The sequence below is a fragment of the Microlunatus elymi genome, assembly GCF_007362775.1.
Taxonomy (GTDB): Bacteria; Actinomycetota; Actinomycetes; order Propionibacteriales; family Propionibacteriaceae; genus Microlunatus; species Microlunatus elymi.
On the sequence record NZ_CP041692.1, the window covers coordinates 2,725,537 to 2,749,646 of the forward strand.

Annotated in this window: 23 protein-coding genes and 1 pseudogene; 11 read left to right on the forward strand and 13 right to left on the reverse strand. The window is 67.2% G+C overall.

Features of this window, described 5'->3' with window-relative positions:
* Positions 1-144: 144 nt before the first annotated feature.
* From FOE78_RS12255 to FOE78_RS12270, 4 genes are read right to left on the reverse strand one after another with little or no spacing between them, the layout of a single operon-like run.
* Complete coding sequence (locus tag FOE78_RS12255; RefSeq protein WP_143986538.1) at positions 145-1,725, reverse strand: serine hydrolase domain-containing protein; 1,581 nt, start codon at positions 1,723-1,725, stop codon at positions 145-147.
* A gap of 18 nt (positions 1,726-1,743) precedes the next feature.
* Positions 1,744-2,775 (reverse strand): alcohol dehydrogenase catalytic domain-containing protein, encoded by a 1,032-nt coding sequence (locus tag FOE78_RS12260; protein WP_143986539.1) that lies wholly within the window; start codon positions 2,773-2,775, stop codon positions 1,744-1,746.
* Positions 2,776-2,793: 18 nt separating this feature from the next.
* Positions 2,794-3,198, reverse strand: a complete 405-nt coding sequence (locus tag FOE78_RS12265; RefSeq protein WP_143986540.1) for a type II toxin-antitoxin system VapC family toxin — start codon at positions 3,196-3,198, stop codon at positions 2,794-2,796.
* A complete protein-coding gene (locus tag FOE78_RS12270; protein ID WP_143986541.1) occupies positions 3,195-3,425 on the reverse strand; it encodes a hypothetical protein in 231 nt (76 codons plus the stop codon). Before FOE78_RS12270 ends, FOE78_RS12265 begins: the two co-directional genes overlap by 4 nt.
* Positions 3,426-3,526: 101 nt before the next feature.
* Between FOE78_RS12270 and FOE78_RS12275 the strand changes: the two genes are divergently transcribed.
* Positions 3,527-3,934 (forward strand): DNA polymerase beta superfamily protein, encoded by a 408-nt coding sequence (locus FOE78_RS12275; protein WP_168207500.1) that lies wholly within the window; start codon positions 3,527-3,529, stop codon positions 3,932-3,934.
* Positions 3,931-4,233 (forward strand): hypothetical protein, encoded by a 303-nt coding sequence (locus FOE78_RS12280; RefSeq protein WP_143986543.1) that lies wholly within the window; start codon positions 3,931-3,933, stop codon positions 4,231-4,233. Before FOE78_RS12275 ends, FOE78_RS12280 begins: the two co-directional genes overlap by 4 nt.
* On the opposite strand, the gene FOE78_RS12285 is transcribed toward FOE78_RS12280, so the two are convergent.
* Together FOE78_RS12285 and FOE78_RS12290 are read right to left on the reverse strand one after the other, a co-directional pair.
* Positions 4,230-7,286, reverse strand: coding sequence for an alpha-mannosidase (locus tag FOE78_RS12285; protein WP_143986544.1), 3,057 nt, complete (start codon positions 7,284-7,286; stop codon positions 4,230-4,232). The genes FOE78_RS12280 and FOE78_RS12285 overlap by 4 nt on opposite strands.
* Positions 7,287-7,424: 138 nt before the next feature.
* Positions 7,425-9,251, reverse strand: a complete 1,827-nt coding sequence (locus FOE78_RS12290; protein ID WP_143986545.1) for a transketolase — start codon at positions 9,249-9,251, stop codon at positions 7,425-7,427.
* Positions 9,252-9,496: 245 nt separating this feature from the next.
* Between FOE78_RS12290 and FOE78_RS12295 the strand changes: the two genes are divergently transcribed.
* From FOE78_RS12295 to FOE78_RS12305, 3 genes are all read left to right on the forward strand, one after another.
* Entirely contained in the window at positions 9,497-10,588 is a 1,092-nt protein-coding gene (locus tag FOE78_RS12295) for a ferrochelatase (RefSeq protein WP_228265809.1), read from the forward strand.
* A 243-nt stretch (positions 10,589-10,831) separates the two neighbouring features.
* Positions 10,832-11,305 carry an NfeD family protein gene (locus FOE78_RS12300; RefSeq protein ID WP_228265810.1) on the forward strand — a complete coding sequence of 158 codons (474 nt, stop codon included), beginning with the start codon at positions 10,832-10,834 and terminating at the stop codon, positions 11,303-11,305.
* Complete coding sequence (locus FOE78_RS12305) at positions 11,293-12,396, forward strand: SPFH domain-containing protein (RefSeq protein WP_143986547.1); 1,104 nt, start codon at positions 11,293-11,295, stop codon at positions 12,394-12,396. The genes FOE78_RS12300 and FOE78_RS12305 overlap by 13 nt, the downstream gene beginning before the upstream one ends.
* Before the next feature lie 110 nt (positions 12,397-12,506).
* On the opposite strand, the gene FOE78_RS12310 is transcribed toward FOE78_RS12305, so the two are convergent.
* Complete coding sequence (locus tag FOE78_RS12310; protein ID WP_143986548.1) at positions 12,507-13,481, reverse strand: 3-hydroxyacyl-CoA dehydrogenase family protein; 975 nt, start codon at positions 13,479-13,481, stop codon at positions 12,507-12,509.
* A gap of 59 nt (positions 13,482-13,540) precedes the next feature.
* A complete protein-coding gene (locus FOE78_RS12315) occupies positions 13,541-14,713 on the reverse strand; it encodes a glycerate kinase family protein (protein ID WP_143986549.1) in 1,173 nt (390 codons plus the stop codon).
* A gap of 47 nt (positions 14,714-14,760) precedes the next feature.
* Between FOE78_RS12315 and FOE78_RS12320 the strand changes: the two genes are divergently transcribed.
* Positions 14,761-16,887, forward strand: coding sequence for a S9 family peptidase (locus FOE78_RS12320; protein WP_143986550.1), 2,127 nt, complete (start codon positions 14,761-14,763; stop codon positions 16,885-16,887).
* A gap of 241 nt (positions 16,888-17,128) precedes the next feature.
* Complete coding sequence (locus tag FOE78_RS12325; protein ID WP_143986551.1) at positions 17,129-17,428, forward strand: DUF4193 domain-containing protein; 300 nt, start codon at positions 17,129-17,131, stop codon at positions 17,426-17,428.
* 200 nt (positions 17,429-17,628) lie between these two features.
* Here FOE78_RS12325 and FOE78_RS12330 read toward each other — a convergent pair whose 3' ends face one another.
* The 3 genes and pseudogenes from FOE78_RS12330 to FOE78_RS12335 all read right to left on the reverse strand — a co-directional run bounded on the left by FOE78_RS12330 (position 17,629) and on the right by FOE78_RS12335 (position 19,238).
* Positions 17,629-18,417 carry a hypothetical protein gene (locus FOE78_RS12330; RefSeq protein ID WP_228265811.1) on the reverse strand — a complete coding sequence of 263 codons (789 nt, stop codon included), beginning with the start codon at positions 18,415-18,417 and terminating at the stop codon, positions 17,629-17,631.
* 48 nt (positions 18,418-18,465) lie between these two features.
* Positions 18,466-18,537, reverse strand: a pseudogene (locus tag FOE78_RS24800) (hypothetical protein); the annotation flags it as partial.
* A gap of 407 nt (positions 18,538-18,944) precedes the next feature.
* On the reverse strand, positions 18,945-19,238 hold the full coding sequence (locus tag FOE78_RS12335) for a DUF4235 domain-containing protein (RefSeq protein ID WP_143986553.1): 294 nt from the start codon (positions 19,236-19,238) through the stop codon (positions 18,945-18,947).
* A 246-nt stretch (positions 19,239-19,484) separates the two neighbouring features.
* On the opposite strand from FOE78_RS12335, the gene FOE78_RS12340 reads away from it, so the two are divergent.
* The 4 genes from FOE78_RS12340 to FOE78_RS12355 all read left to right on the forward strand — a co-directional run bounded on the left by FOE78_RS12340 (position 19,485) and on the right by FOE78_RS12355 (position 22,341).
* Entirely contained in the window at positions 19,485-20,045 is a 561-nt protein-coding gene (locus FOE78_RS12340) for a DUF3093 domain-containing protein (protein ID WP_168207501.1), read from the forward strand.
* A gap of 286 nt (positions 20,046-20,331) precedes the next feature.
* Complete coding sequence (locus tag FOE78_RS12345) at positions 20,332-21,240, forward strand: DUF3710 domain-containing protein (RefSeq protein WP_143986555.1); 909 nt, start codon at positions 20,332-20,334, stop codon at positions 21,238-21,240.
* A complete protein-coding gene (locus FOE78_RS12350) occupies positions 21,237-21,644 on the forward strand; it encodes an OB-fold nucleic acid binding domain-containing protein (RefSeq protein WP_143986556.1) in 408 nt (135 codons plus the stop codon). The genes FOE78_RS12345 and FOE78_RS12350 overlap by 4 nt, the downstream gene beginning before the upstream one ends.
* Before the next feature lies 1 nt (position 21,645).
* Positions 21,646-22,341 (forward strand): DUF3159 domain-containing protein, encoded by a 696-nt coding sequence (locus tag FOE78_RS12355; protein ID WP_143986557.1) that lies wholly within the window; start codon positions 21,646-21,648, stop codon positions 22,339-22,341.
* A 160-nt stretch (positions 22,342-22,501) separates the two neighbouring features.
* Here the strand turns inward: FOE78_RS12355 and FOE78_RS12360 are convergent, their stop codons facing one another.
* Positions 22,502-23,179 (reverse strand): potassium channel family protein, encoded by a 678-nt coding sequence (locus tag FOE78_RS12360; RefSeq protein ID WP_143986558.1) that lies wholly within the window; start codon positions 23,177-23,179, stop codon positions 22,502-22,504.
* A gap of 66 nt (positions 23,180-23,245) precedes the next feature.
* On the reverse strand, positions 23,246-23,893 hold the full coding sequence (locus FOE78_RS12365; protein ID WP_210415009.1) for a potassium channel family protein: 648 nt from the start codon (positions 23,891-23,893) through the stop codon (positions 23,246-23,248).
* Positions 23,894-24,110 lie beyond the last annotated feature (217 nt).

Here is a 24,110-nt window from a genome sequence, read left to right on the forward strand (position 1 = left end):
GGCGTTCGTTTTCCATCCGGGGGTGCGTTCGGTCGGGGTGGTGGGTGCTGTTGGTGTTCGTTTTCCATCCGGGGGTGGGTTCGGTCGGGGTGGTGGGTGCTGTTGGTGTTCGTTTTCCATCCGTGGAGACGGGGCGCGAGGGCGTCAGTCGTTCATCGGTGGCGAATCGGCCGGCCGGGACGTGGCGATTCCCTGGTAATGCTCGAGGAACGCTTCGGCGGCCTTGATCATCTGCACGGTGATCGAACCGTCCGGAGCGAACACCAAGATCATCTCGACGCTGCCGAGATAGTTGCCGTGGATGCGGAAGCTGAGCCTGAGCCGATCGGCACTGTCCCACCAACCGATCGCCAGCGCGGGGTAGCCGTACTCGCCGAAGGTGATCGACTGCCAACGACCGAGGCCGAAACAGAAGTCGAGGTCGCCGCGGTCGGTGATCAACTTCAGCCGGCCCGCGTCCGGACCGGAGGCGATGTCGAGTGCGCGCAGTCCGAGGGTGTTCGGCTCGAACTCGACCGACCGATCGACCTGCTCGACCCACCGGAGCCGATCTGAATCCGTGTCGTCGTAGGGAAGCACCGCCGGCAGCTGACCGAAGAACCGGCCGGTTTCATGATCATCGGCCGCCGAGTCCGGGTCGGTGAGTTTCGGCAGCAATTCGTCCCAGACGGCTCGGGAGAGAGTGTCGTTGGCGTCGCCGGTCAGTTGATCATCGGCCGTCGTGACTACCACGAGATCATCATCGGGATGCACCAGCGCCAGTTGACCACCCATGCCCTGGCAGGCGAACCCGTAGTACGGCGTACGCCAGAACTGATAGCCGTAACCGGGATCATCGTACGGATCGGCTCCGAGTCGTGGCCCGGTGCCGACGCGTCGCGAGGTGGCGGCCCGAACATATTCGGCCGACAACAGTTGCCGACCGTCCACCCTGCCGCCGGCGAGGCAGAACAACGCAAACCGAGCAAGATCACGAGGAGTGCACAGAATGCCCGAGCCGGCATGATCAACTCCGGCAGGATTGTCCTCAACCTCTCGCCACCACGGACTGCTGCCGGCATGATCACGAGGGAGGCCGGTCGGGGTCTTCATCGCTCGCAGGGGATGTTCGCAGCCGAGTGGCGTCCACAGCTGCTCCTGCAGGAATGCGGTCATCGACCTCCCGGTAACCCGTTCGATCAGCGCACTGAGCACCACCGATGCCGAGGTGTCGTAGGCGAACAGCCGTCCCGGCGGCCTGGTCGGCGGCACCGTGAAGTAGGTCCGGACCAGATCGGTGTCCTCGGTCTGTTTGTAGGTGCTGAAGCCGTGCGCGGTGGACATGGTGAGGAGGTGTTCGACGGTCATCGCCGCGGTCCACGGATGGACATCGTCGGGCACCAGCTCACCGAAGTAGCTGATGATCTTGTCGTCCAGCCGGATCATCCCGGCATCGACGCAGAATCCGATCGCGACCCCGGCGAAGCTCTTGCTGACTGAGTACATCCGATGCAGGGTGTCGGGGCCGTACGGCTGCCAATACAGCTCGGCCACCAGCCGGCCGTGCCGGATGATCAACAGGCTGTGCAGGTTGAGGTGCCGCGATCGGACTCGACCCAGCAGCGCATCCAGACTTCGCACCGGCACGCCGACCGCTTCGGGTGCGACGCGCTCCAGGGGCATCCCGACGGTCTGCGTCACCGCATCTGCCTTCCCGCCGGCCCAGCCCGGCTCAATCGTGATCATGGAACGTGGCCGCTGTGATCAGGGGACGGCGACCGTGATTCCGGGACTTGCGCTCGGATCGGCCATCGCGGCGAGGGCACGACCGGCGCCGGCGAGATCGGTGATGGTCGTGATCATCCGTTCCGGGTGCACCTTGCCGGACGTCACCAAGTCCAGCAAACCGCGGTAGTCGGCGGCGGCGATGCCGTGCGATCCGTGGATCGACAACTCCCAGGAGATCACCCGGTCCATCGGGATCGGCGGCGTTGCGGCATCGTCGAACAGCAGGCCGACCTGGACGTGATGGCCGCGGCGCCGCAGACTGCGTACCGATTGAACTGCCGTGGTCGCGGTCCCGGCGCAGTCCAGGCTGAGCGGTACGCCGCCGGTCAGCTCGGTGATCGCCGCGACGGGATCGTTCTGATCGGCTCGAACCACACGGTGAGCACCGACCGAGGAGGCCAGCCGCAACGCCGGCTCGGACACGTCGACCGCGATCACCCGTAGCCCGAGCGCGGCGCCGATCATGATCGCCGACAGACCCGCGCCACCGGCCCCGTACACCGCCATCGGTTCGCCGGAGTTGATCTTGGCGTGGCCGGTGACCGCGCGGTAGGCGGTGGCGAAGCGGCAGCCGAGCGCCGCGGCGGTGGTGAAGTCAAGATCATCGGGGAGCCGGACCAGATTGAAGTCGGCCGCGTGGATGATCACCTGCTGGGCAAAGGATCCCCATCCGGTGAATCCTGGTTGGGTTTGCTGCGGGCACACCTGCGGATCACCGGCCCGGCAGAAGTCGCAGCGTCCGCAGCCACAGACGAACGGGGTGGTGACGCGATCTCCGATGTGCCACCGGGACACGTCGCGTCCGATCTTGATGATCACCCCGGCCAGTTCGTGCCCGCCGACGTGCGGAAACTCAACCGGATCGTGGCCGACCCAGGCGTGATAGTCCGAACGGCACACCCCGGTGGCCCGGACCTCGATGATCACGCCGTCGTCCGGACAGGCCGGCGCTGCGACCTCGACCACCCGCGGCAGTTGGCCGACCCGGTCGTACGTCAACGCTCTCATGGCGACATCCTGCCCTGATCAGTCGGTCCAGGTCTCGATCGCGATCGTCGTGATCGGCGCGCCACGGTACTTCTTGTCACCGGTGAACAGCGGAGCCTTGACCAGTTCCGCGAGTGCGACGTAGAAGCCGTCATAAGCGGTGAAGTGGTTGCGCAGTTCCAGCACACGTCGCTGCAGTGGCTGCATCGGATACCGCTGCAGTGGGAGGTCGGCGTAATCCGCAATCATTTCGTCGGCGCGCTCAGCACTGATGCTCTGCCCAGAGGACGTGAGTAGCAGGCCACGAATGGCGGAGGCGACCTCTGCGTCGATCAGGCCGGGCGCCTCCAGCGCCGTGAGCTTGGCGAATCGGTCGCGCAAGTCTTGGTCGCGACGTCGATTGAGCAGCAACCGGACCACGATCGAGGCGTCGACGACTGTCATCGACGGCCATCGTCGATCGAAGCACGGATCTCATCGCCGTGTACCTCAACACGGTCGCGGGAGGAGATGCGCCCGATGACCTCGGTCATCGACGGTCGTGACACCTGGTCGTGGATAAGTTCGCGGAGGTATTGGGAGAGCGAGACCCCGCGCTCTGCCGCACGCTGCCGCAAAACAGCGACCTCAGTTGCTGGCACCTCGCGGACCTGGATGATTTCCGTTTTCACACTCCGTAGCGTAGTCCGACTGCATGAACGTTGCATGCACCCGATTTCGAGTCCCGGTCCGTGTGCGTTGTCGACCTTCGATTGGTAGAGAGGGTTGGGCCATGATCGACATCCCTGCCGCGTACCCGATGCACAAGCACGCCTCCCAGGAGGCGCGGACGATCGGCGAGGGCCCCAGCGGCTGGATCCGGTTCGAGCAGTACGAACGGCACAGCGCCTGGGATCGCGGCGGCCTGCGAGAACGCTCCGAGGCCGGTGACCTGGACACCCTGATCTACGGGGCGCGGAAGTGGGCCCGGCTCGCGCTGGAAGGTAACCCGACCGTGTTGCTGCCGCTGTTCGCACCGGACGACGCGGTGGTGTTGTCGACGCCAGCCGGTGATTCCCTGCGTGGCAACGGATGGCGCTTGGCCAGCAAGCAGTCGGTGCAGTGCTTCCTCGGCTACTTGCGTAGCCAACGCGAGGCGATGACGGGGAGCGGTCCAAGCGCACCAACCGGCCCGAGTTGATCGCGATCCACGGCTACGACACGAAGTTCGCGATGCACGCGCTCCGGCTCGGCTTCCAGGGCGTGGAGTTCGCCACCACCGGCCGGATCAGTCTGCCGATTCCCGAACCGGTACGAGGCCGGTTGCGCGCCGTCCGCCGGGGCGAGATCGACCTGGCCGCGGTGCTGGCCGAGATCGCCGCGTACGAGCAGCAACTGACCGTCCTGTTGGACGATCCGCAGCTGCCCGACTGCGGCGACCTGGCTTGGCTGAACGACTGGCTGATCGAAGGCTACGAAACCTTCTGGACTCGACGTTAGGCCTTCACACCGGAGAAGCGCAGCGAGACGATCTGGAACGGACGGACCGCGACCTCGGCGGACTCGGCACCGGCCTCGACCAGCGCCGGCTTCACGTCGACCTGCTCGATCGGACGCTCCAGAAGATCAACTTCGCTGACCGAGCCGTAGCCGAAGCCCGGGGTGATCTTGGCCCGGCCGCGGCCGCCGAACGGCTCGTACAGCCGGACGATCACGTCGCCGGATTGATCTTCGGCGAGCTTGATCGACTCGATGATCACCGGCCCGTCGACACGGGCGATCGCCGGCACCTGCGCTGCACCCGACTGGCGCCGTTCCGGCAGGTTGAGTTGGTAGCCGGCGTTGATCGCTTGCGCGACGTCGGCGCCCACCTCGAACCGAGCCTTGACCAGATGGCGGTCCTGATCGGTCCGCGGATCGGGGTAGCGCGGCCCCCGCAGCAACGACAACCGGACCACCGAGTAGCTGCCACCGTCGGGATGCGGATGCCGGGAAACGTCATGCCCATAGGTGGAATCGTTGGCCACCGCGGCACCGAAGCCGGTCTCGCCGACCTGCACCCAGCGATGCGCGCACACCTCGAAGCGTGCGGTGTCCCAGGAGGTGTTCTCGTGGGTCGGCCGCTGCAGATGCCCGAACTGGATCTCGTAGGAGGCGCTGTCGGCATGCACGTCGATCGGGAACGCCAGCTTGAGCAGCTTCTCCTGCTCGTGCCAGTCGATGTCGTTGCTGATCTCCACGCCGGACTCGTCGGGCCGCACGGTCAGCACCTGATCAACACTGGAGTTGTTGAACGTACGGCGCAGCCGCACCTCCACCGAACCGTCCGGCAACTGCTCCGCTTTGAGTCCCTCGATCTCGGTCAGATCGGTGACCGTGTGCTTGTAGAACTCGTCGATGTCCCAAGCGTCCCAGGCGTTCGGGAAGTCGGCGTGCAGCTGCAACAGGTTGGCGGTCTTACCCGCCGGCAGGGTCTCCCGGCCGGTCGCCTTGTCCACCGCGGAGGTGATCAGACCATGATCATCGATGGTGATGCTGACCTTGCTGTTGCTGATCAGGTAGCCGCCGTCGGACTCGGCCAGGCTGACTGGATCGGAGATCACCCGGCTGTCGGCAGGAGCTGCCGACAGTGCGACCAGACCGGCCCGGCTGACCGGCGCGCCGTTGAAGATCGTTTCGCCTTCGCCGGTGCCGAACTTGCCGACCAACGCCTGCTGGGCGGCGTCGATGATCTTGGTCAGATCGGCGAAGATCTGCTGGTAGTTCTCGCGAGCTTCGCGATGCACCCAGGCGATCGCCGAGCCGGGCAGGATGTCGTGGAACTGCTGCAGCAGCACCAGCTTCCAGATCCGCGCCAACTCCTCGTACGGGTAGGCAAGACCGGCGTGGATCGCGGCCATCGTCGACCACTGCTCGGCCTCGCGGAGCAGGTGTTCACTGCGCCGGTTGCCCTGCTTGGTCTTGGCCTGCGAGGTGTACGTGCCGCGGTGGATCTCCAGGTAGAGCTCGCCCTTCCACACCGCCGGGCTGTGATACTCGGCGGCCGCGTCGTCGAAGAACTCCTTCGGCGAGCGGATGGTGACCTTCGCCGAGCCCTCCAGGTCCTTGGTCCGGCGGGCGCGTTGCAGCATCTCGCGGGTGGGGCCGCCACCGCCGTCGCCCCAGCCGAACGGGGCCAGCGAGTGCGACGATGCTCCCTTGTCGCGGAAGTTGGTGACCGCATGATCAAGTTCGCGACCCGACAAGTCGGCGTTGTAGGTGTCGACCGGCGGGAAGTGGGTGAAGACGCGAGTGCCGTCGATCCCTTCCCACATGAAGGTGTGGTGCGGGAACTTGTTGACGGTGTTCCAGCTGATCTTCTGGGTCAGGAAGTACTGCGCGCCGGCCAGCTTGACGATCTGCGGCAGCGCACCGGAGTAGCCGAACGAGTCCGGCAGCCAGACCTCGTCGCAGAGCACACCGAACTCGGACTGGAAGAAGTTCTGACCGAAGATCAACTGCCGGGCCATCGCCTCGGAGCCGACCATGTTGGTGTCGGACTCGACCCACATGCCGCCGACCGGGATGAACCGGCCCTCGGCGACCGCGGCCTGGACCTTCTCGTAGACCTCGGGCCGGCGTTCCTTGATCCACTCGTACTGCTGAGCCGAGCTCATCGCGTACACGTGATCGGGGTAGGTCTCCAGCAGGTTGACCTGGTTGGCGGTGGTCCGAGCCACCTTCCGCACGGTTTCGCGAACCGGCCACAGCCAGGCCGAGTCGATGTGCGCGTGACCGGTGGCGGTCAACTGATGCGCGCTGGCATTGGCGGGCTTGGCGAAGACCGGCTTCAACGACTCGCGTGCGGCCTGGGCGCTGCCCGGGATGTCAGCAAGATCAACGAGGTCCAGAGCATGATCAAGGGCGAGCAGGATCTCCCACTTGCGCGGCTCGCCGACCGGCAATCCCTTGGCCAGTTGGGCCAGGACGTCGATGTCGGCGACCAGCTCCCACACGTTCTCGTGGAAGACGTTGATGTCCGCACGGATCAGCTTGTAGATCGGCTCGGTCGGCGCGGTCAGCTTGTCGCCGAGCTCGGTGGCCTTCCAATCGGCGACATGCGGATTGGCCGCGGCCTCGATGTAGAAGTCGATCTCCCGGCTCTCCAGCTTGAGCCACTCGTTGAACGGGTTGATGCCCTTGATCACCGAACCGTCCGGCCGGTAGACCAGCCCCTCGGCCTGGAAGCCGGCGCCGCCGTACTGCCAGCCCAGGTTGACGACGATCTCGGCGTCTTCCGGCTGCACGTCCTCGGGCAGCGTCCCGGTCACGTGCAGCCAGCTGGTGCCCCATGGCGGACCCCACGGATCGCCCACCCCGAAGGGCTCGTAGGCGGGCTTGCTGTTGCCCTGCAAGCCCAGCGCGATCGGCGGGTCGACCGGCTCGCCGCCGCCGCCCTCGACATGCCACGCCTCGATGGTGAGGCCGGCGACCGGCGTGTGGACGGCCGGCGTCAGCCGCTCCCGCAGCACCCGCCTGACACGGTTCTCGATTTCGGACTGGCGGTCGTGCATCGGTACAGCTCCTCGGGTGGGACATGACTGCAGATGAGGGTCGGCATCACACCGGAAACATTTCGTCACCCAGCTTGATTAATGCCGTGGAAACACTAGCCGATACGGCGCCCGGGCGGGAGAGAGCCCAACAACAGCTCAGCGGCCGACCAGGTCTCGAGCGGCGGAGGTGATGCCGACGGCGTCGATACCGGCCCCGTGCAGCAGCTGCTCGGGAGTGCCGGAGCCCGGCATCGTGCGGACCGCCAGCTTGTGCACCGGCGGATGGTCCGCCTCGGCCAGCGCCTCCAGTACGGCATCGCCGAGCCCGCCTTCGGGCCAATGGTCCTCGACGGTGACGATCGCGCGGCAGTCCCGGGCGGCCGACAGGACCGCGGCCGCGTCGATCGGCTTGATCGAGTAGGCGTCGATCACCCGTGCGTGGATGGAGTCGCCGACCAGCTGCTCGGCCGCCGCCACCGCCTCGTCCACGGTGATCCCGCAGGCGATGATCGCGACGTCGTCGCCGTCGGTCAGCTGCCGCGACCCGCCGATGGTGATCTTCTCGTCCGGCGACGTGTGCACGGTGGTCTTGCCCCGCAACGTACGGAGGAACGAGATGCCCTTGCGGTCGGCCATTGCGGACACCAGCTGCGCAGTCTGGTTCGCGTCGGACGGATGCAGAACGGTCGAGCCGTGGATCGCGCGGAAGGCAGCAATGTCCTCCAACGCCATCTGCGACGGTCCGTCCTCACCGATCGACACCCCGGCATGCGACCCGCACAGCCGCAGGTCGGCCCGGGAGATCGCGGCCATCCGGATGAAGTCGTACGCCCGGGACAGGAAGGCCGCAAAGGTCGATCCGAACGGCACCCAGCCCCGTACCTGCATCCCCACCGCTGCCGCGACCAGCTGCTGCTCGGCGATGAACATCTCGAAGTAGCGGTCCTCGTGCGCCTGCCGGAACAACTCCGCATGGGTCGAGTTGGAAACCTCGCCGTCGAGCGCGACCACGTCGCCGCGCAGGTTGCCGAGCGCCGCCAGCGCCTCGCCGTACGCCTGCCGTGTGGCGACCTGTTCGCCCACCTTCCAACTCGGCAGCTCGCCGCCGGCGGTGGGGAAGACGTGCTGCGTGCCCGGCTCGGGCTCGGCCACCCGGACGTGCAGGTCTCGTTCGCCGCCCAACTCCTGGATCGCCGCCGCCGCATCCTCCAACGGCTTGCCGTGCTTGCCCGGTTGGTCCTCGACCGCCGCGACGCCCTTGCCCTTCTTGGTCTTCGCGATGATCACCGTCGGCCGGCCGGTGGTCTGCACCGCCTCGTCGTAGGCCGCGGCGATCGCCTCCACGTCGTGGCCGTCGATCTCGATCGCGTGCCAGCCGAACGCCTCGGCCCGGGCCCGGTAGCGGTCCAGATCCCAACCCACCATGGTTTCCCGGGTCTGGCCGAGTCGGTTCACGTCGATGATCGCGGTCAGGTTGTCCAATTGATTGAAGGCGGCGTGCTCGAACGCCTCCCAGATCGATCCCTCGGCCATCTCCGAGTCACCGCACAGACACCAGACCCGGTAGGGCAACCGGTCCAGTCGCCGGCCGGCCAACGCGATCCCGACCGCGATCGGCAAACCCTGACCGAGCGAGCCGGTGGCCACGTCGGTCGGTGGGATCCGCGGCGTCGGGTGTCCCTCCAGCCGGCTGCCGAACTTGCGGAACGTGAGCAGTTCGGGGTCGTCGATCACGCCGGTGGCCTTCAGCACCGAGTAGTACAGCGGGGAGGCGTGGCCCTTGGAGAAGATCAGGTGGTCGTTCGCCGGGTTGCGCAGGTCGTCGCTGTCCCAGTGGAGGTAACCGCCGTCGATCAGCACCGCCATCAGGTCGGCCGCCGACATCGATGACGTCGGATGGCCGGACCCGGCCGCGTCGGAGGATCGTACGGAATCCACCCGCAGCTGTTGGCCCAGCTCGCGGAATCGATCGGTGTTGCTCATCGCAGAACCTCACTTGGATAGGGACTCGCCGTGACCGGAATCCGTACCCCGCCCGGTGCTGGTCACACGGTGCGACCGACCGGTCACTGGGGCGAGCGCACAAGATCGCTGCCTCAGTCGGACCCTACTGCCCGGAATCGGGCAGGTGGGTGCCACTGGCGCAGCATTCTTGTCATCCCGCCGCTCTACGACAGGCCGTAGGAGGTGGATTCCGGCCGCCCGAGCCGGTGTGTGAAGATCTGTCGGTGACCACAACAGCACAGCTCGACCCGTACGACGCGGTCATCCTGGTGTCGTTCGGCGGCCCGGAAAAGCCGGAGGACGTGGTCCCGTTCCTCCGCAACGTGACCCGGGGCCGGGGGATCCCGGACGAACGCCTCGAGGTGGTCGGTGAGCACTACTACCGCTTCGGTGGCCGCAGCCCGATCAACGACCAGTGCCGAGAACTGATCGCCGCGTTGCGGACCGAGTTCGACGCCCGTGGCATCGCCACCCCGATCTATTGGGGGAACCGCAACTGGGACCCGTACCTGGCCGACACGTTGCACCGGATCGGGGCCGACGGGCACCGTCGGGTGCTCGCGATCACCACCAGCGCCTACCCGTCGTACTCGTCGTGCCGGCAGTATCGGGAGAACCTGTTTGACGCCACCCGGGGCACCGCTCTCCAGGTCGATCGGATCCGGCAGTACGCCGATCATCCCGGCTTCGTCGCCGCATCGGTGGACGCGGTGTCCACCGGGCTCGATCGGCTCGCCACCGACGGTGTCGATACCGAGCGCACCCGGCTGGTGTACGTCACGCACTCGATCCCGGCCGCGATGTCGGAGGCGTCCCAGCGGGCGACCCGAGGTTACGTGTCCTGGCATCGTACGGTGATGGCGGAGGTCACCCGGCAGGTGTCCGCACGGCTCGGCACCGACTATCAAGCCGACCTCGTCTACTGCTCGCGTTCCGGAGCGCCGGGACAGCCGTGGCTGGAGCCGGACGTCAACGATCACCTGAAATCCCTTGCAGGGCAGGGAATCGGGTCGGCCCTGCTGGTGCCGATCGGCTTCATTTCCGATCACATGGAAGTGATCTACGACCTCGACACCGAGGCCGCCGAGACCGCCGAGGAGCTCGGCCTCGACTTCGTTCGGGCCGACACCGCCGGCGTCCACCCCGCCTTCATCCGCGGTCTTGTTGATCTTGCTCTGGAACGTGCCGGTGCCGCCCGCGGTCAGCGGCCGGACCAGTCGGTGATCGCCGGCGGCGAGATCGGAGCGTACGAGTGCCCGGCCGACTGCTGCCTCAACCTGCGCGACCCCGACCGCCCCGCCCTCTGCCAGCGCTGACCGCCGCCCGCCGGCGTCAGCCGCCCGCTGTCGTCCGCCGCCCGCTGTCGTCAGCCACCCGCTGTCATCAGCCGCGCGCAAGAGTTGCCGGCGCGCGCGAAATATCGGGTGCGGCGGCGAGTCTTGCGCGCGGCTGTGTGTGCCGGGGCCGGGACAGTGCGTGGAGAGCAGGCTGGGCTGTGCTGTACGGCGTTGGCTGGGTCGGTGCCGCGGAGTAACGTCATGGGGGACACTCACCGGGGAGTGTCCGATTCCAGAGTTGGTGTGCTGATGCAGGCCTGGATGATCTGGCTGGCTGTCGCCGCGGGGCTCGGATTCATCGAGCTGGCAGCGATGACGCTGGACTTCGCCCTGCTCGCGGTGGCCGCTCTCGCCGCAGCCGGCGTCGCTGCCCTCGGATTGCCGATCGGGCTGCAGTTCGTGGCCTTCTTCGTGGTCGCGATCCTGATGGTGCTGCTGGTGCGCCCGGTCGCGCGCCGCCACCTCACTCGTACTCCGGCGATTCCGTCCGGCACCGCCGCCCTGGTCGGAAAGTCCGCGGTCACCCTCACCGAGGTCGGCCGCGACACCGGCCGGGTCAAGATCGGCGGCGAGGAGTGGTCGGCGCGGGCCTATGACGCCGACCTGGTCATCCCGCAGGGCACCACCGTCGACGTGTTCGCGATCGAGGGCGCCACTGCCCTCGTCTATCCGCAGGAGGCACCGTGGCTGCATTGATCGTCGGCCTGATCGCCGCATTTGTCGCCGTACTGATCGTCTTCCGTACGGTCCGGATCGTGCCCCAGGCACGGGTCGGCAACGTGGAGCGACTCGGCCGCTACACCCGTACCTTGCAACCGGGCATGAACATCGTGATCCCGTTCGTGGATCGGGTCCGGCCGTTGATCGACATCCGCGAGCAGGTGGTGTCGTTCGAGCCGCGGGCGGTGATCACCGAGGACAACCTGAGCGTGCACATCGACACCGTGCTCTACTTCCAGGTCACCAACCCGCGAGATGCCGCCTACGAGATCGCCAACTACATCCAGGCCATCGAGCAGCTGACCGTGACGACGTTACGGAACGTGATCGGCAGTCTTGATCTGGAGAAGGTGCTGACCTCCCGCGAACACATCAACTCCACCCTGCGCGGGGTGCTGGACGAGGCCTCCGGCAAGTGGGGCATCCGGGTCAATCGGGTCGAGATCAAGGGCATCGAGCCCCCGGCCACCATCCGGGAGGCGATGGAGAAGCAGATGCGCGCCGAGCGGGAGAAGCGGGCCGCGATCCTCAATGCCGAAGGCGTACGGCAGTCCCGGATCCTCACCGCGGAGGGCGAACGGCAGGCCGCGATCCTGACCGCCGAAGGCCACCGGCAGGCTCAGATCCTGAACGCGGAAGGCGAAGCCAAGGCGATCGACACCGTCTTCCAGGCCGTACATCGCAACGATCCCGACCCGAAGCTGCTGGCCTATCAATACCTGCAGGTGCTGCCCGAACTGGCCAAGGGTCAGGGCAACACCTTCTGGGTGATTCCCAGCGAGGTCACCAGCGCGCTCACGCACGTCGCGCACGCCTTCGATCCCGCCGCGCTGACAGACGGTAGTGACGCGATCGCCGAACTACCTTCTGACAAGGCCCAGCCTTCGGGCACGGCGCGTCCTGCTGACAAGGCGAGCGACCTCGGCCATGTGCCGGTGTTGCGGCACGCGCAGGACCGGTTCACCATGCGGCGCCGGGCCGAGCTGAACAAGAAGACCGCTGCCCAGCGGCGCAGTCTGTCGGCTGCTCAGAACGGCAACGCCCCGACGAATGGTGCTGCCCAGTAACAGAATCTCGTACGAGAACAGTCCCGTGAGTGCGACCACGGGACTGCTCTCATACGACAGGGGACTGCTCAGTACGAGAGTGGTGCTGCTCAGTACGAGAGTCGTGCTGCTCAGTACGACAGCGGCGCCGGGCCGAGCTCGTCGAGGAGCTGCTGCATCTTCACGTACGCCTTGTTCCGGTACGCGACCAGTTCCGGCGTGGCATCGGCCGGGACGTTGAGGAAACCGGCGCCGGACTTCGTGCCGAGCTTGCCCGCATCCACCAGCTTCTCCAGGATCTCCGGGGTGGCGAAGCGCTCCGGGAACCCGCTCTGCAGCGACTCGTAGCAGAACTTGTACACGTCCAGCCCGGCCATGTCGGCGATCGCGAACGGGCCGAAGAAGGGCAGCCGGAAACCGAACGTGGTCCGCACGATGGTGTCGATGTCCTCGACCGTGGCGGTGCCCTCGTCGACCAGCTGAGTCGCTTCGTGGAAGAGCGCGTACTGCAGACGGTTCAGCACGAAGCCGACCGCGTCGTTGACCCGGGCGGTCTCCTTGCCGGTGGAGCGGACGACCTCCTCGGCATGGGAGATCGTCTCCTCCGACGTGTTGTCGTGCGGGATGATCTCGACGCCGGGGATGAACGGGGACGGGTTGGAGAAGTGCACACCGAGGAAGCGCGCGTTGTTGTCGACCGCGTCGGCCATCGAGTTGATCGAGATGGTGGAGGTGTTGCTCGCGATGATCGCGTCCGGCCGGGCGGCGGCGCTGATCCGGCCGAGAATCTCCTTCTTCAGTTCGAGTTTCTCCGGCACCGCCTCCTCGATCACGTCGGCGTCGGCGACGGCGTCCTCGATCGAGGTCGCCGCGGTCAGGTGCTCGTCGATGATCTTGGTCGAACCGGGCTGGAAGAGTTCGTCGGCGACGAACGCGTCGGACTCGGTCAGCAGCCGTTGCCGGTTCTTCTCCGCCACCTCGGCCGACACGTCGGCCAGCACGACCTGATGTCCGGCCAGCGCCAGCACCTGGGCGATGCCGCCGCCCATGTAGCCGGACCCGACGATCGCGATCTTGAGGGGGTTGTCTGTCTGGGTAATGGCCATGGTGGGCGCGATCCTTTCGACCGAAAAATATAGGATTTCGCTGCTGATTCTTGCACCGATCAGAGCAGGGTGGCTGCGCGGGCTCCCGCTTCGGACAGCCAGCGTTCGGGTTCGGCGATCGCGGCCTCGGCAGTGCCGGCCAATTCGGTCAACCCGATCGCCGGTACGCCCTCCAGTTGCAGTGCGACCTGACCGGCCACCACCAGCGCCGTCACCTCGGCTGCCGCCGCCTGCTGGAGTACGTGGCCGACCACCTTGCCGGTCAGCGAGGTCCGGTCGAATCGGCCCTCGCCGGTGATCACCAGATCGGCCTGGGGGAGCGAAGCGTGCAGCCCCGCCAGTTCGGCCAGGTACGGCGCGCCGGGTCGGATCTCGGCGCCCAGGCCGGCCACCAACCCGTAGCCGAGTCCGCCGGCGGCACCCATCCCCGGCCGGTCGGTCGGGCCGCCAAGCAGCCCGGCGAACCGGGCCAGGGCGGCGTCCAGCAGCGCGACCTGACCGTCGTCGGCGCCCTTCTGCGGACCGAAGACGACGGCGGCGCCGTGCACGCCGAGCAGCGGTGCCTCGACGTCGCTGAGCATGATCAGGTGCTCCGGCCGGCGGGCCTCGCCGCGGATCTCGGCCAGCACGGCCAGCCCACCACCGCCCGGCGGCACCGGTTTGCCGTCGGCGTCCAACAGTTCGAGTCCGAGCGCGGACAGCGCGCCGGCGCCGCCGTCGGTGCTGGCCGATCCGCCCGCGCCGACGATCACCGTGCGCATGCCGGCGTCCAATGCTGCCCCGATCAACTGGCCGAGCCCGTAGGTGCCGGCACCGAGCGGATCCAGATATTCCATCAGCGGCAGCCCGGAGACCGAGGCCATCTCGATCACCGCGGTGTCGCCGCCGAGCTGCAGCCAGTGGCCGATGACCGATCGGCCGTCCGGTCCGAGCAGCTCGCCGACCTCGTGCAGCACGCCGTCGGTACGGGCCGCGGCCACTGCCGCGACCGTGCCTTCGCCGCCGTCGGCGAGTGGACGATTGAGAATTTGATCATGAGGCCGGATCCGCCGCCAGCCGGCCGCGATCGCGGCGGCCGCATCCTGGGCGGAAACGCTGCCCTTGAAGGAATCCGGGGCGATCACCACCGTACGCGGATCGGTCGCGGCAGGGGTCGGCTCGCGGCTCTGTTGATCATGGTCGAACTGGGCGTGAGAATCTTGGCTAACCGGGTCGAAATCCTGCGAAGGCATGGCATAGTCTTGCGCGGCCGGGATGGACCGCTGACACGAGGTGGCTGATGACGACTCCGGAGTCCGTTGATACAAAACAAAGCGACGAGCAGGACCCCGACGAGGTGCCGCTGGGCTCGCCCTGGGCAGATCTTCGGGCCTACATCGCCACGCCCCGACTGGGGTCGCTGGTGCTGTCGGCCGACGGATCGACGCTGCTGGTATCGGTCAACGAACTTGATCATGAGCAGACCGGCTACCGCAGCAGCTGGTGGAAGCTCGACCCGTCCGGGGCCGCCCCGGCCCGTCGGCTGACCCGATCGGTCGAGGGCGAGAGCCTGGCCGCGTTCCTGCCCGGCGGCGATCTGATCTTCAGCTCCGGCCGGCCGGCGCCGCCGGTGACCAAGGAGTACGGGCCGAACCCGGAGATCGAGCCGAGCGACCAGGACGGGGTGCTGTGGTGCCTGCCGGTCGGCGGCGGCGAGGCGTATCCGATCGCACGCCGTTTCGGCGGCTGGGAAGGGGTTCTGCCGGCTCGTCGCAGCAACAGTGTCTTGTTCAGCGCGGCCGGATTCCCCGGCACGGCGGACGAGAAGCAAGATCAAAAACTGCGCAAGCTGCGCAAGAGCAAGAAGATCAGCGCGTTGCTGCACGACAGCTATCCGGTCCGCTACTGGGACCACGACCTTGGTGGCTCCGAGACCCGGCTGTACGCCACCGAGCTGGCCGGATCCGAAGTTGATCATGGTGATCTGCGGGTGGACCTGGACAAGATCACCCGGCTGATGCCCGACGCGGGTCGGCGTCTCGACGACGTCCAGGCGATCGCCGAGGACGGCAGCTTCGCCGTGGTGGGCCGGAAGACTCCGAAGCCGCGGGGCAAGACGCAGGTGTCGCTGGTCGAAGTTGATCTTGTGTCCGGTGAGACGATCGTGCGGGCCGAGGCCGAGGGTGCCGAGTTCGGCAACGCGGTGATCAGCCCGGACGGTACCTTGATCGTGGCGATCCGGGAGACCGAGCCGACCGCGACCGAGCCGCCCACGGTTCGGCTGTGGCTGATCGACCGGGCCACCGGCGAGGGCCGGGTGCTGGCCGAGGACTGGGATCGCTGGCCGTCTCCAGTCGCGTTCTCGCCGGATTCGCGGACGCTCTACGTGACCGCCGACGAGGACGGTGACTCGCCGATCTTCGCGATCGACCTGTCTGGTCAGGGTGCGGAGCCGAAGCGGCTGACCGGTGACGGGGCGTTCTCCTCCGTACTGCTGGCACCGGCCGGGGATCGGCTGTACGCCGTGCGGACCTCGTACGCGGATCCGGGCAGCATCGTCGCCGTCGACACCGTGTCCGGGGAGTTGACCGACCTGCCGTCCCCGGTGACCTATCCCGAGCCGCCCGGGCAGTTGCTGGACGTGGAGACGCGCGCCGCCGACGGCGTACGGATTCGGAGCTATCTCGCGCTGCCGTCCGGAGCGTCGGCGGAGCATCCTGCGCCCTTGGCGCTGTGGATCCACGGCGGGCCGCTGAGCTCGTGGAACGCCTGGAGTTGGCGGTGGAATCCGTGGCTGCTGGTCTCCCAGGGCTATGCCGTGCTGTTGCCCGACCCGGCGCTGTCCACCGGTTACGGCCAGGACTTCATCCGCCGCGGTTGGGGGCGCTGGGGTGCCGAGCCGTTCACCGACCTGATGGCGGCGACCGACGCCGTACTGGAACGTGACGAAATCTCCTCCGACAAGCCGGTCGCGATGGGCGGATCCTTCGGCGGGTACATGGCCAACTGGGTGGCGGGGCACACGGACCGGTTCGCCGGCATCGTCAGCCACGCGAGCCTGTGGAACCTGGACGCGTTCCGCTACACGACCGATTTCGGCGTCTACTGGCTGCCGGAGCTGAACGACCGGATGGTGGCCGACTACTCGCCGCATCGGGCCGCCGACGACATCCGTACGCCGATGCTGGTGATCCACGGTGACAAGGACTATCGGGTGCCGATCTCGGAGGGGCTCGGGCTGTGGGCCGAGTTGGTCTCGCGGCACGAGGGAGACCCGGAGGAACTGCCGCACAAGTTCCTCTACTTCCCCGACGAGAACCACTGGGTGCTCAGTCCGCAGCACGCAATCGTCTGGTACGAGACCGTCTGGTCCTTCCTGAAATCGGTACGCGGAGACGGGAATTTTGAGCGATCGCGCGTGTTGTAGCAGCACGATCCGGTGGGGCTTGACCGGATGTGGTATGCATTGCGCTCTCGGATCTCAGTGGTCGGGGCGTAGCGCGGACATCGTCCGGCGAGCCGAACCGGTCAGGACCGAGTAGCAACGCTCGTACGGCAGAACAGAAGTTTGTGGTAACCCGGGCGACCTTCGCGACGGAGCTGTCGAACCGACGGCCGGGATGGATGGTGGATACGAGCTCGGGCCTCGGGTCCGGGAGGGAAAGAGAATGGCGACTGATTACGACGCCCCACGCAAGACCGACGAGGACGTCAGCGAAGACAGCATCGAGGAACTGAAGAATCGGCGCAACGACAAGAACTCGGGCAAGGTCGACGAGGACGAGGCGGAGGCCGCCGAGTCGTTCGAGTTGCCCGGCGCCGACCTCTCGCACGAGGAACTGACCGTACGAGTCCTGCCGCGGCAGGCCGACGAGTTCACCTGTGCGAGCTGCTTCCTGGTGCGCCACCGCAGTCAGCTGGCCGAAGAACGCAACGGCCAGATGTACTGCGTCGACTGCGCCGGCTGACGCCCAACTCACGCACCGGGGCCGCATCCCACGCGTGGACGCGGCCCCGTTCGCATGCCCAGCCCCGCCCGCCGCCGAGTTCGCGCCCGGTCACAGTCGCGCGCGAAATCTTCTGCCGCGCGCCGTATTTCGGGTGCGCGGGTAGTTCTTGGGTGCGGCTGATGGCCGCGACCGGTCCGGGGGATGATCATCCCGATCACCTAGACCCAGAGGCCGGCTCGAGCAAAGGCCCGCTCGATGCGAGCGATCAGGATCTGGGGGTGCCAGAGGTCGTCCCAGATCCAGCGGACAACGATGTAGCCGAGGTCACGGAGGCGATCTTCGCGGATCTTCTCCCGGATGACCGCATCCGCAGGAGTTTCGCCGGGGCGCAGCAGTCGGCCGTACTTGATCTTGCCGTCGAATTCGCCGATGACTTTGTACTCGCGCCACAGGAAGTCCACTCGCGCATCCTCATCAAGCTCGGCACCGAGGATCTCGACCTGTAACTCAGGACGCGGGACCTGATTCTGGTGCAAGACGACCCGACTGATCGACTCTCCGGCGCTCTCGCTGTCTGCGTCGAGCAGCGCCGCGGCGTGCCGGGCACGGCTTACTCCTCGACGCGCCTTGGCCATCTCCAGCTGTTCCACCATCTCGGCCAGATCCATGCCGAGCCGCAAGGCCATGTCGCCGGCGGCGACCGACTGTGCGATCGAAACCGTACGGGCATGGTCGACAAACGTCCGCGCGAGCGAGGTCACCGGTATGCCGTCGACCTCTGCGACGTCGGCGGCCCCGAGTGGAGCAACGTGCAGATGAACGTTCGGCCGAATCCTGCCGCCGGCGACTCGATTTCGGGTCAGATGGACCTTCCGAACCGCGTTGGACCAGATCGGCAGATCGTGCATCACGGCGGCCGAACCGAAGCTCGCGACCGACTCTCCGCTCGAGAGTTCCATCGTGGCTTCGACCCGCAGGCGGTGCTCGGCCTCGAGATCGCGTTCCATCGGTGCTACGTAGACACCGTGCCGAAGGCGTTCAAGCTCGCCGTTTCGTTGCAGCCGTTGCAGTTCCTTCTGCGAGACCCCGGCCGCCGTGAGGTCCCTGGATAGTTGATAGTCCTTCACGTCCTATACATTCCGCCGTCAGACCGGAAGTGGCCGGGGCTGTGGACAGCGCTTCGAAGCAGCTTGCCCGTCTGTGGACAACTGCCTGGAAGCCCGCAGCGCGCTCGGTCGAAACCCCCGTTGTGCAGCCGCGCGCGAAATCGTCTCCCGCACCCGATATCGCCGGGCCGACGCCACAGCCGCGCGCAAGATCTTCCGCCGCACCCGGTATTTCGGTCGCGCGGGTGGTTTTTGGGTGCGGCTGATGATGGGGACCGGGGAGGCGGACAGCCGCACCCGAAATCACCGGGGATCACTACAGCCGCGCGCGAACTGTGCTCCCGCACCCGGTATTTGGCGCGCGGGGGTCACTCTTGCGCGCGGCTGTGGTGGGACGCGGGTACGGGACGCCCCGCGGCGGAACCGGGCTAGACCTTGAGCTTGATCTGGGGGATGCCGGGCGCCTTGGTGCCCATGTCCTTGGCCCAGCGGGTGGCGGCGAATCGGGTGACGACGAACTGGGTCAGGCCGATGCCGATGCCGCTGGCCAAAGCCCAACCGGCGGCTTCGGCGAGTGGGGTGTCCGGATCGGTGGGCGACGGCGGCTTCTTACCGGTGATCGACTTCCAGGCGATGCTGATCCCTTTCTGGGCGGCGATCGTGGTGGCGGTCCCGAGCACGCCCACGTAGACCTTCCAGACCAGCTTGGACGAGGTGCCCATCTGTCACTCCTTTGCCAGGGAACTGCCGCTGTCCTTACCCGGCCGCCGAGCGATCGACGCACAAGGACCAGGTTTCGCGTCGAGCCTATCGGCCCTGCAGCCGGATCGATCCGAGCGAGCTGCTCGGGACAATGAGCAATAGACAATGAGCAGTAGACGACTACCGCGGCGACGGCGACGAGAATCACGCTGTACGCGGCGCCGTACGATGCGCCGGTTGGACGCCAAGTCCCGTACGGTTGGGGCGTGTCCGAGCCCGTGCCGAACGCCTCACCGGGAGTGTCGAGTCCAGCCGTGTCGAATCGCCGTCAACCGGGTGGCACCTTGCCGTCCCATCGCGAGCTGCTGTGGGTGCCGGTCGGCTGGTGGATCCTGGCCGGATTGTTCGCACTGTCGATGTTCGTCGCGGTGCTGTTCTACCTCGGCCCCTGGATCGCGATCGGCACCTTCGTGGTGCTGATGGCGATCATTACAGCCGTGTTCGTCCCGTACGGTCGACTGACGATCCGGACCGACGAGGACCGTCTGTGGGTCGGACGGGCCAACATCGAGTGGCGCTACATCATCCAGGTCCGCGCGCTGGACGAGCAGCAGACCCGGCAGCGGCGCGGTCCGCGGGCCGACGCCCGGGCGTTTCTGACGCTCCGCCCCTACCTGTCGCGGGCCGTCGAGCTGACCATCAGCGACGCGGAGGACCCGACTCCGTACTGGCTGGTCAGCTCGCGCAGAGCAGATCAGTTCGCGAACGCCGTACGCGCCCGGATCAGTCCGGAATCCGGCGACACCCGCGATAGTGTGGAGCGATGAGCCGGATGAGGGCTCATCGCGTGGGGCCGGCCCGGCCCCTCGCGGACGACAGCCGCGAGCCAGGCGATCACATGCGGGATCAGCTTGATGTCTTGATCATGCAGTTCAGTGCGGTACGAGGCTGGACCGGCAGTGCTCCGGCCGCCGGCCGTCAGCCGACCCGCTCCGACAGGGCGAGTCGTGCACATTCCCAAGCGGTGTCACAATTGCCCGGGCCCATTCGCCGAACCGGTGGTCCCGACGAACACACGGGCGCTGTCAGCGCCGAACCGCAGGAGCAGCTTCCATGATCTTTCGCTCGCGCCGGCAGCGAAACGAATCCGCCGACACGGCAACCCTGAACGGCGAACGCGATGAGCAGCCGGACGTCGACCCGGAGGATGGTCAGCAGCTCGTTGATCATGATCAGGTCGCCGACGAGTCGACCGGACCGGAATCGCCCGAGGCTCCGGCCGGTCAGGCCGATCAGGTAGCTTCGGTCGACCCGACGGGTGCGGCCGAAGCGATCGATCCGATCGACCTGGCCGACCTGGACAACCAGGAGTGGCGCGACCTCGGTCCGTACGACATCGCCGAGGTCGACGCCGAAGCGTTGGAGGAACCGGACGCCGAGCAACCGCGGATCGACCTGGGCAGCATGGTGCTGGCCGCATCCGACGGGATGGAGCTACGGCTGCAGGTGGACGAGAACAGCCAGCAGATCGTCTCGGCGATGATGATCCGCGACGACTCCGCCCTGGAGGTCGGCGCGTTCGCCGCCCCGCGTAGTGGGGGACTGTGGGCCGAGATCCGCGACGAGCTGATCGAATCGGCTGAGAGCGCCGGCGGATCGGCCAACCTGGTGCCCGGTCCGTTCGGGGTGGAGCTGCGGCGGCTGCTGCCGGTGCGTACGCCAGATGGCCAGGAGGGCTACCAGCCGTCGCGGATGTGGGTCGCCGAGGGCCCGCGTTGGATGTTGCGCGGCATTATTTATGGGCAGGCCGCCCTTGAGGACGGCCTGGAGACCCCCGTCGCGGAGATCCTGGAGTCGTTCCGCCAGATCGTCGTACGACGGGGCGACGAAGCCATGGCACCGGGAGATCTGCTCCCGTTGTCGCTACCGGAGAACATGAGTCAGGGTGAACCGGTCGAAGAACAGGGCGAACCGGTCGACGAGTCGGCTGATCCGCAAACCCAGTCGGGAGAAGAGCAATGAGCCCGCACGTGCAGGCCCGAGTCGCCGAGGGTGACGCGGGACGCCCCGGTGGCCTGTTCCGCCGCGCCCTGCGGCGGCTGGCTTCCTCCAACGAGGAGTTGGAGGACGAAGAACTGCAGCGCACCGTACGCGAGAACGGGGCGACACCGATCAGTTCGTGTGCCGATCGGCAACTGGTCGACCTCTGCGGCGACGTCCGTACCGTCACGATCAACCCGCGCGGTGGCAAGCCCGCGGTCGAGGCCGAACTGAAGGACGGTTCGGGATCGGTGACACTGGTCTGGCTCGGCCGCCGGCGGATCCCCGGCATCGAACCGGGTCGGGCGATCCGGGTGTCCGGCCGGATCAGCTGTGCCGGCACCGGCCAGCGGGTGATGTTCAACCCCCGCTACGAACTGCTCTGACTTGACCGGCGAGACCTCATCCTCCGGCGAGGTGCCGGCCGACCGCGAGGACCTGCACCAACGGCTGCAGCAGTACGACTACGTCGAGCAGTACGTGCGCGCCGAGTTGTCCCGTACGCTCGGCGGCGCCCGCGGCATGATCGAGGGCGCGCTGCCCTTCGTCGGCTTCACCGTCGCCTGGATGATCACTTCCCGGCTGAGTTGGAGTCTCGGCGTCGCGGTAGCGGTCGCGCTGGTGCTGGCGGCGATCCGGCTGATCCAGAAGCAGTCCCTGCGCTACGTCGCCCAGGCGGTGGTGCCGACCGCGATCGCGGCCGTCATCGCGGCCCGTACCGGCCGGGCCCAGGACGCGTTCCTGCCGGGGATTCTCTACAACGGTCTGCTGGCGGTGATCTCGATCATCACCATCGCGATCGGCAAACCGTTGGTGGGCTTCATCCTCGGCGCGGCGATGGGCGACCCGACCGGCTGGTCGAAGGACCGCGGCCTGGTGAAGATGATGACCAAACTGACCGCGGTGCTGGCCGTGCCCTACCTGCTGCGTTTCGTGATCCAGTTGCCGATCTACCTGACCGACCACGTGGTGCTGCTCGGTGTGGCGAAGCTGGTGTTGGGCTGGCCGCTGCTCGCCCTCGCCCTGGTGATCATGGGCGTGATGCTGTCCAGAGGTCGTACGCCGATCGACCGCCTGTCCTGACTTACTCAATGACGTCCGCTATCTGCCGCCGCTGTCCCCGTTCCCGCGCATCTGCGGCGCTCCCGCGTATGCACGAACTTGCGCGGGAGCGCCGCAGGTGCGCGGGAGGGATTGGTGGTGTACGAAGGGTGCGCAGGAGTTCCGGAGGTACGCGGGAGCGCTACGGCTGATCGGACAGGCCGCGGGGGGAGAGCATGGCGGCCAGCTCCTTCTCGTAGTCCTCGGTGGCCACGAAGAGCAACTCGTCGCCGGCTTCCAGGGAGCCGTCCGGATCGGGGGCCTGGGCGTGGCCGTCGCGGATGATCGCGACTAGGACGACGTCGCCGGGCCAGATCAGATCGCCGACGCGTTCGCCGACCCGCGGGCTCTGCGGCGGCAGGGTCAGCTCGACCAGGCTGGCCTCGCCCTCCCGGAAGGTGAGCAGCCGGACCAGGTCACCGACCGAGACCGCCTCCTCCACCAGCGCCGACATCAGCCGCGGCGTCGAGACCGCGTGATCGACTCCCCAGTCGGAGGTGAACAGCCACTCGTTCTTCGGATGATTGACCCGGGCCACCGTACGAGGAACGCTGAACTCCGTCTTGGCCAGCAACGAGGTGACCAGATTGACCTTGTCGTCGCCGGTGGCGGCGATCGCCACGTCGCAGGTGTCGATGCCGACCTCCTCCAGCGTGGACAGCTCGCAGGCGTCGGCCAGCAGCCACTCCGCCTCGGGCAGCGAATCCACCTTGATCGCCCGCGGGTCCTTCTCGATCAGCAGCACCTCGTGACCGTTCTCGATCAACTCGGCGGCGATCGATCGGCCGACGTTGCCGGCACCGGCAATGGAGACTCGCATCTGGCTTCCGTTCTCGGTGGTCGTTCTGGGTGATCGTGATCTTGAAAGGGTCGGGTCGGAAGGTAGCTAACCGCGCGGGGGTGGTCCGCTGAGGATCGCCTCCACGGCCGCCAACCGCTCCTTGTCGACGCCGACGTAGAGCAGATCGCCGTCCTGGAAGACGGTGCTGTCCCGGGGCACGATGCCGGTGCCCATCCGGAACAGGAACGGCACCCGGGCGTCGGCGGCCTCCTCGATCTCACCGATCCGCATGCCGACCCAGTCGGAGTGCACGTGCACCTCGACCAGCAACACCGAACCGGACGGGTCGCGCCACTGCGGCTCGGAACCGGTCGGCAACAGCCGGCGCATCACCTGATCGGCGGTCCAGCGGACGGTGGCCACGGTCGGGATGCCGAGCCGCTCGTACACCTCGGCCCGGCCCGGGTCGTAGATCCGGGCGACCACGTTGTGCACTTCGAAGGTCTCCCGGACCACCCGGGCGGCCAGGATGTTGGAGTTGTCGCCACTGGAGACCGCGGCGAACGCGTCGGCCTCCCGGATCCCCGCCTCCAGCAGCACCTCGCGATCGAAGCCGACGCCCTTGACCGTACGGCCGCCGAAGTCCGGCCCGAGCCGGCGGAACGCGTCGGTGTTGACGTCGACCACGGCCACGCTGTGGCCGCGTTTCTCCAGGATGCGGGCCAGGGTCGAGCCGACCCGGCCGCAACCCATGATGACGATGTGCACTGCTTGGTCTCCTCAGTCCGCGCGGCTCCCCGCACCTGTTGACCCAGTCGTACGACACCGGCCGTGCGCTCACCGCGAGGCGATCGACATCCGGACGTCTTCTGCTGTTGAGGATTCATCCTGTTCCAAGCCGCCGGTAACGGCAAACTCCCGGCGCGTGTCGGCGATGTCCGCTCCGGCGGATTGTGGGCATAGAGTTTCC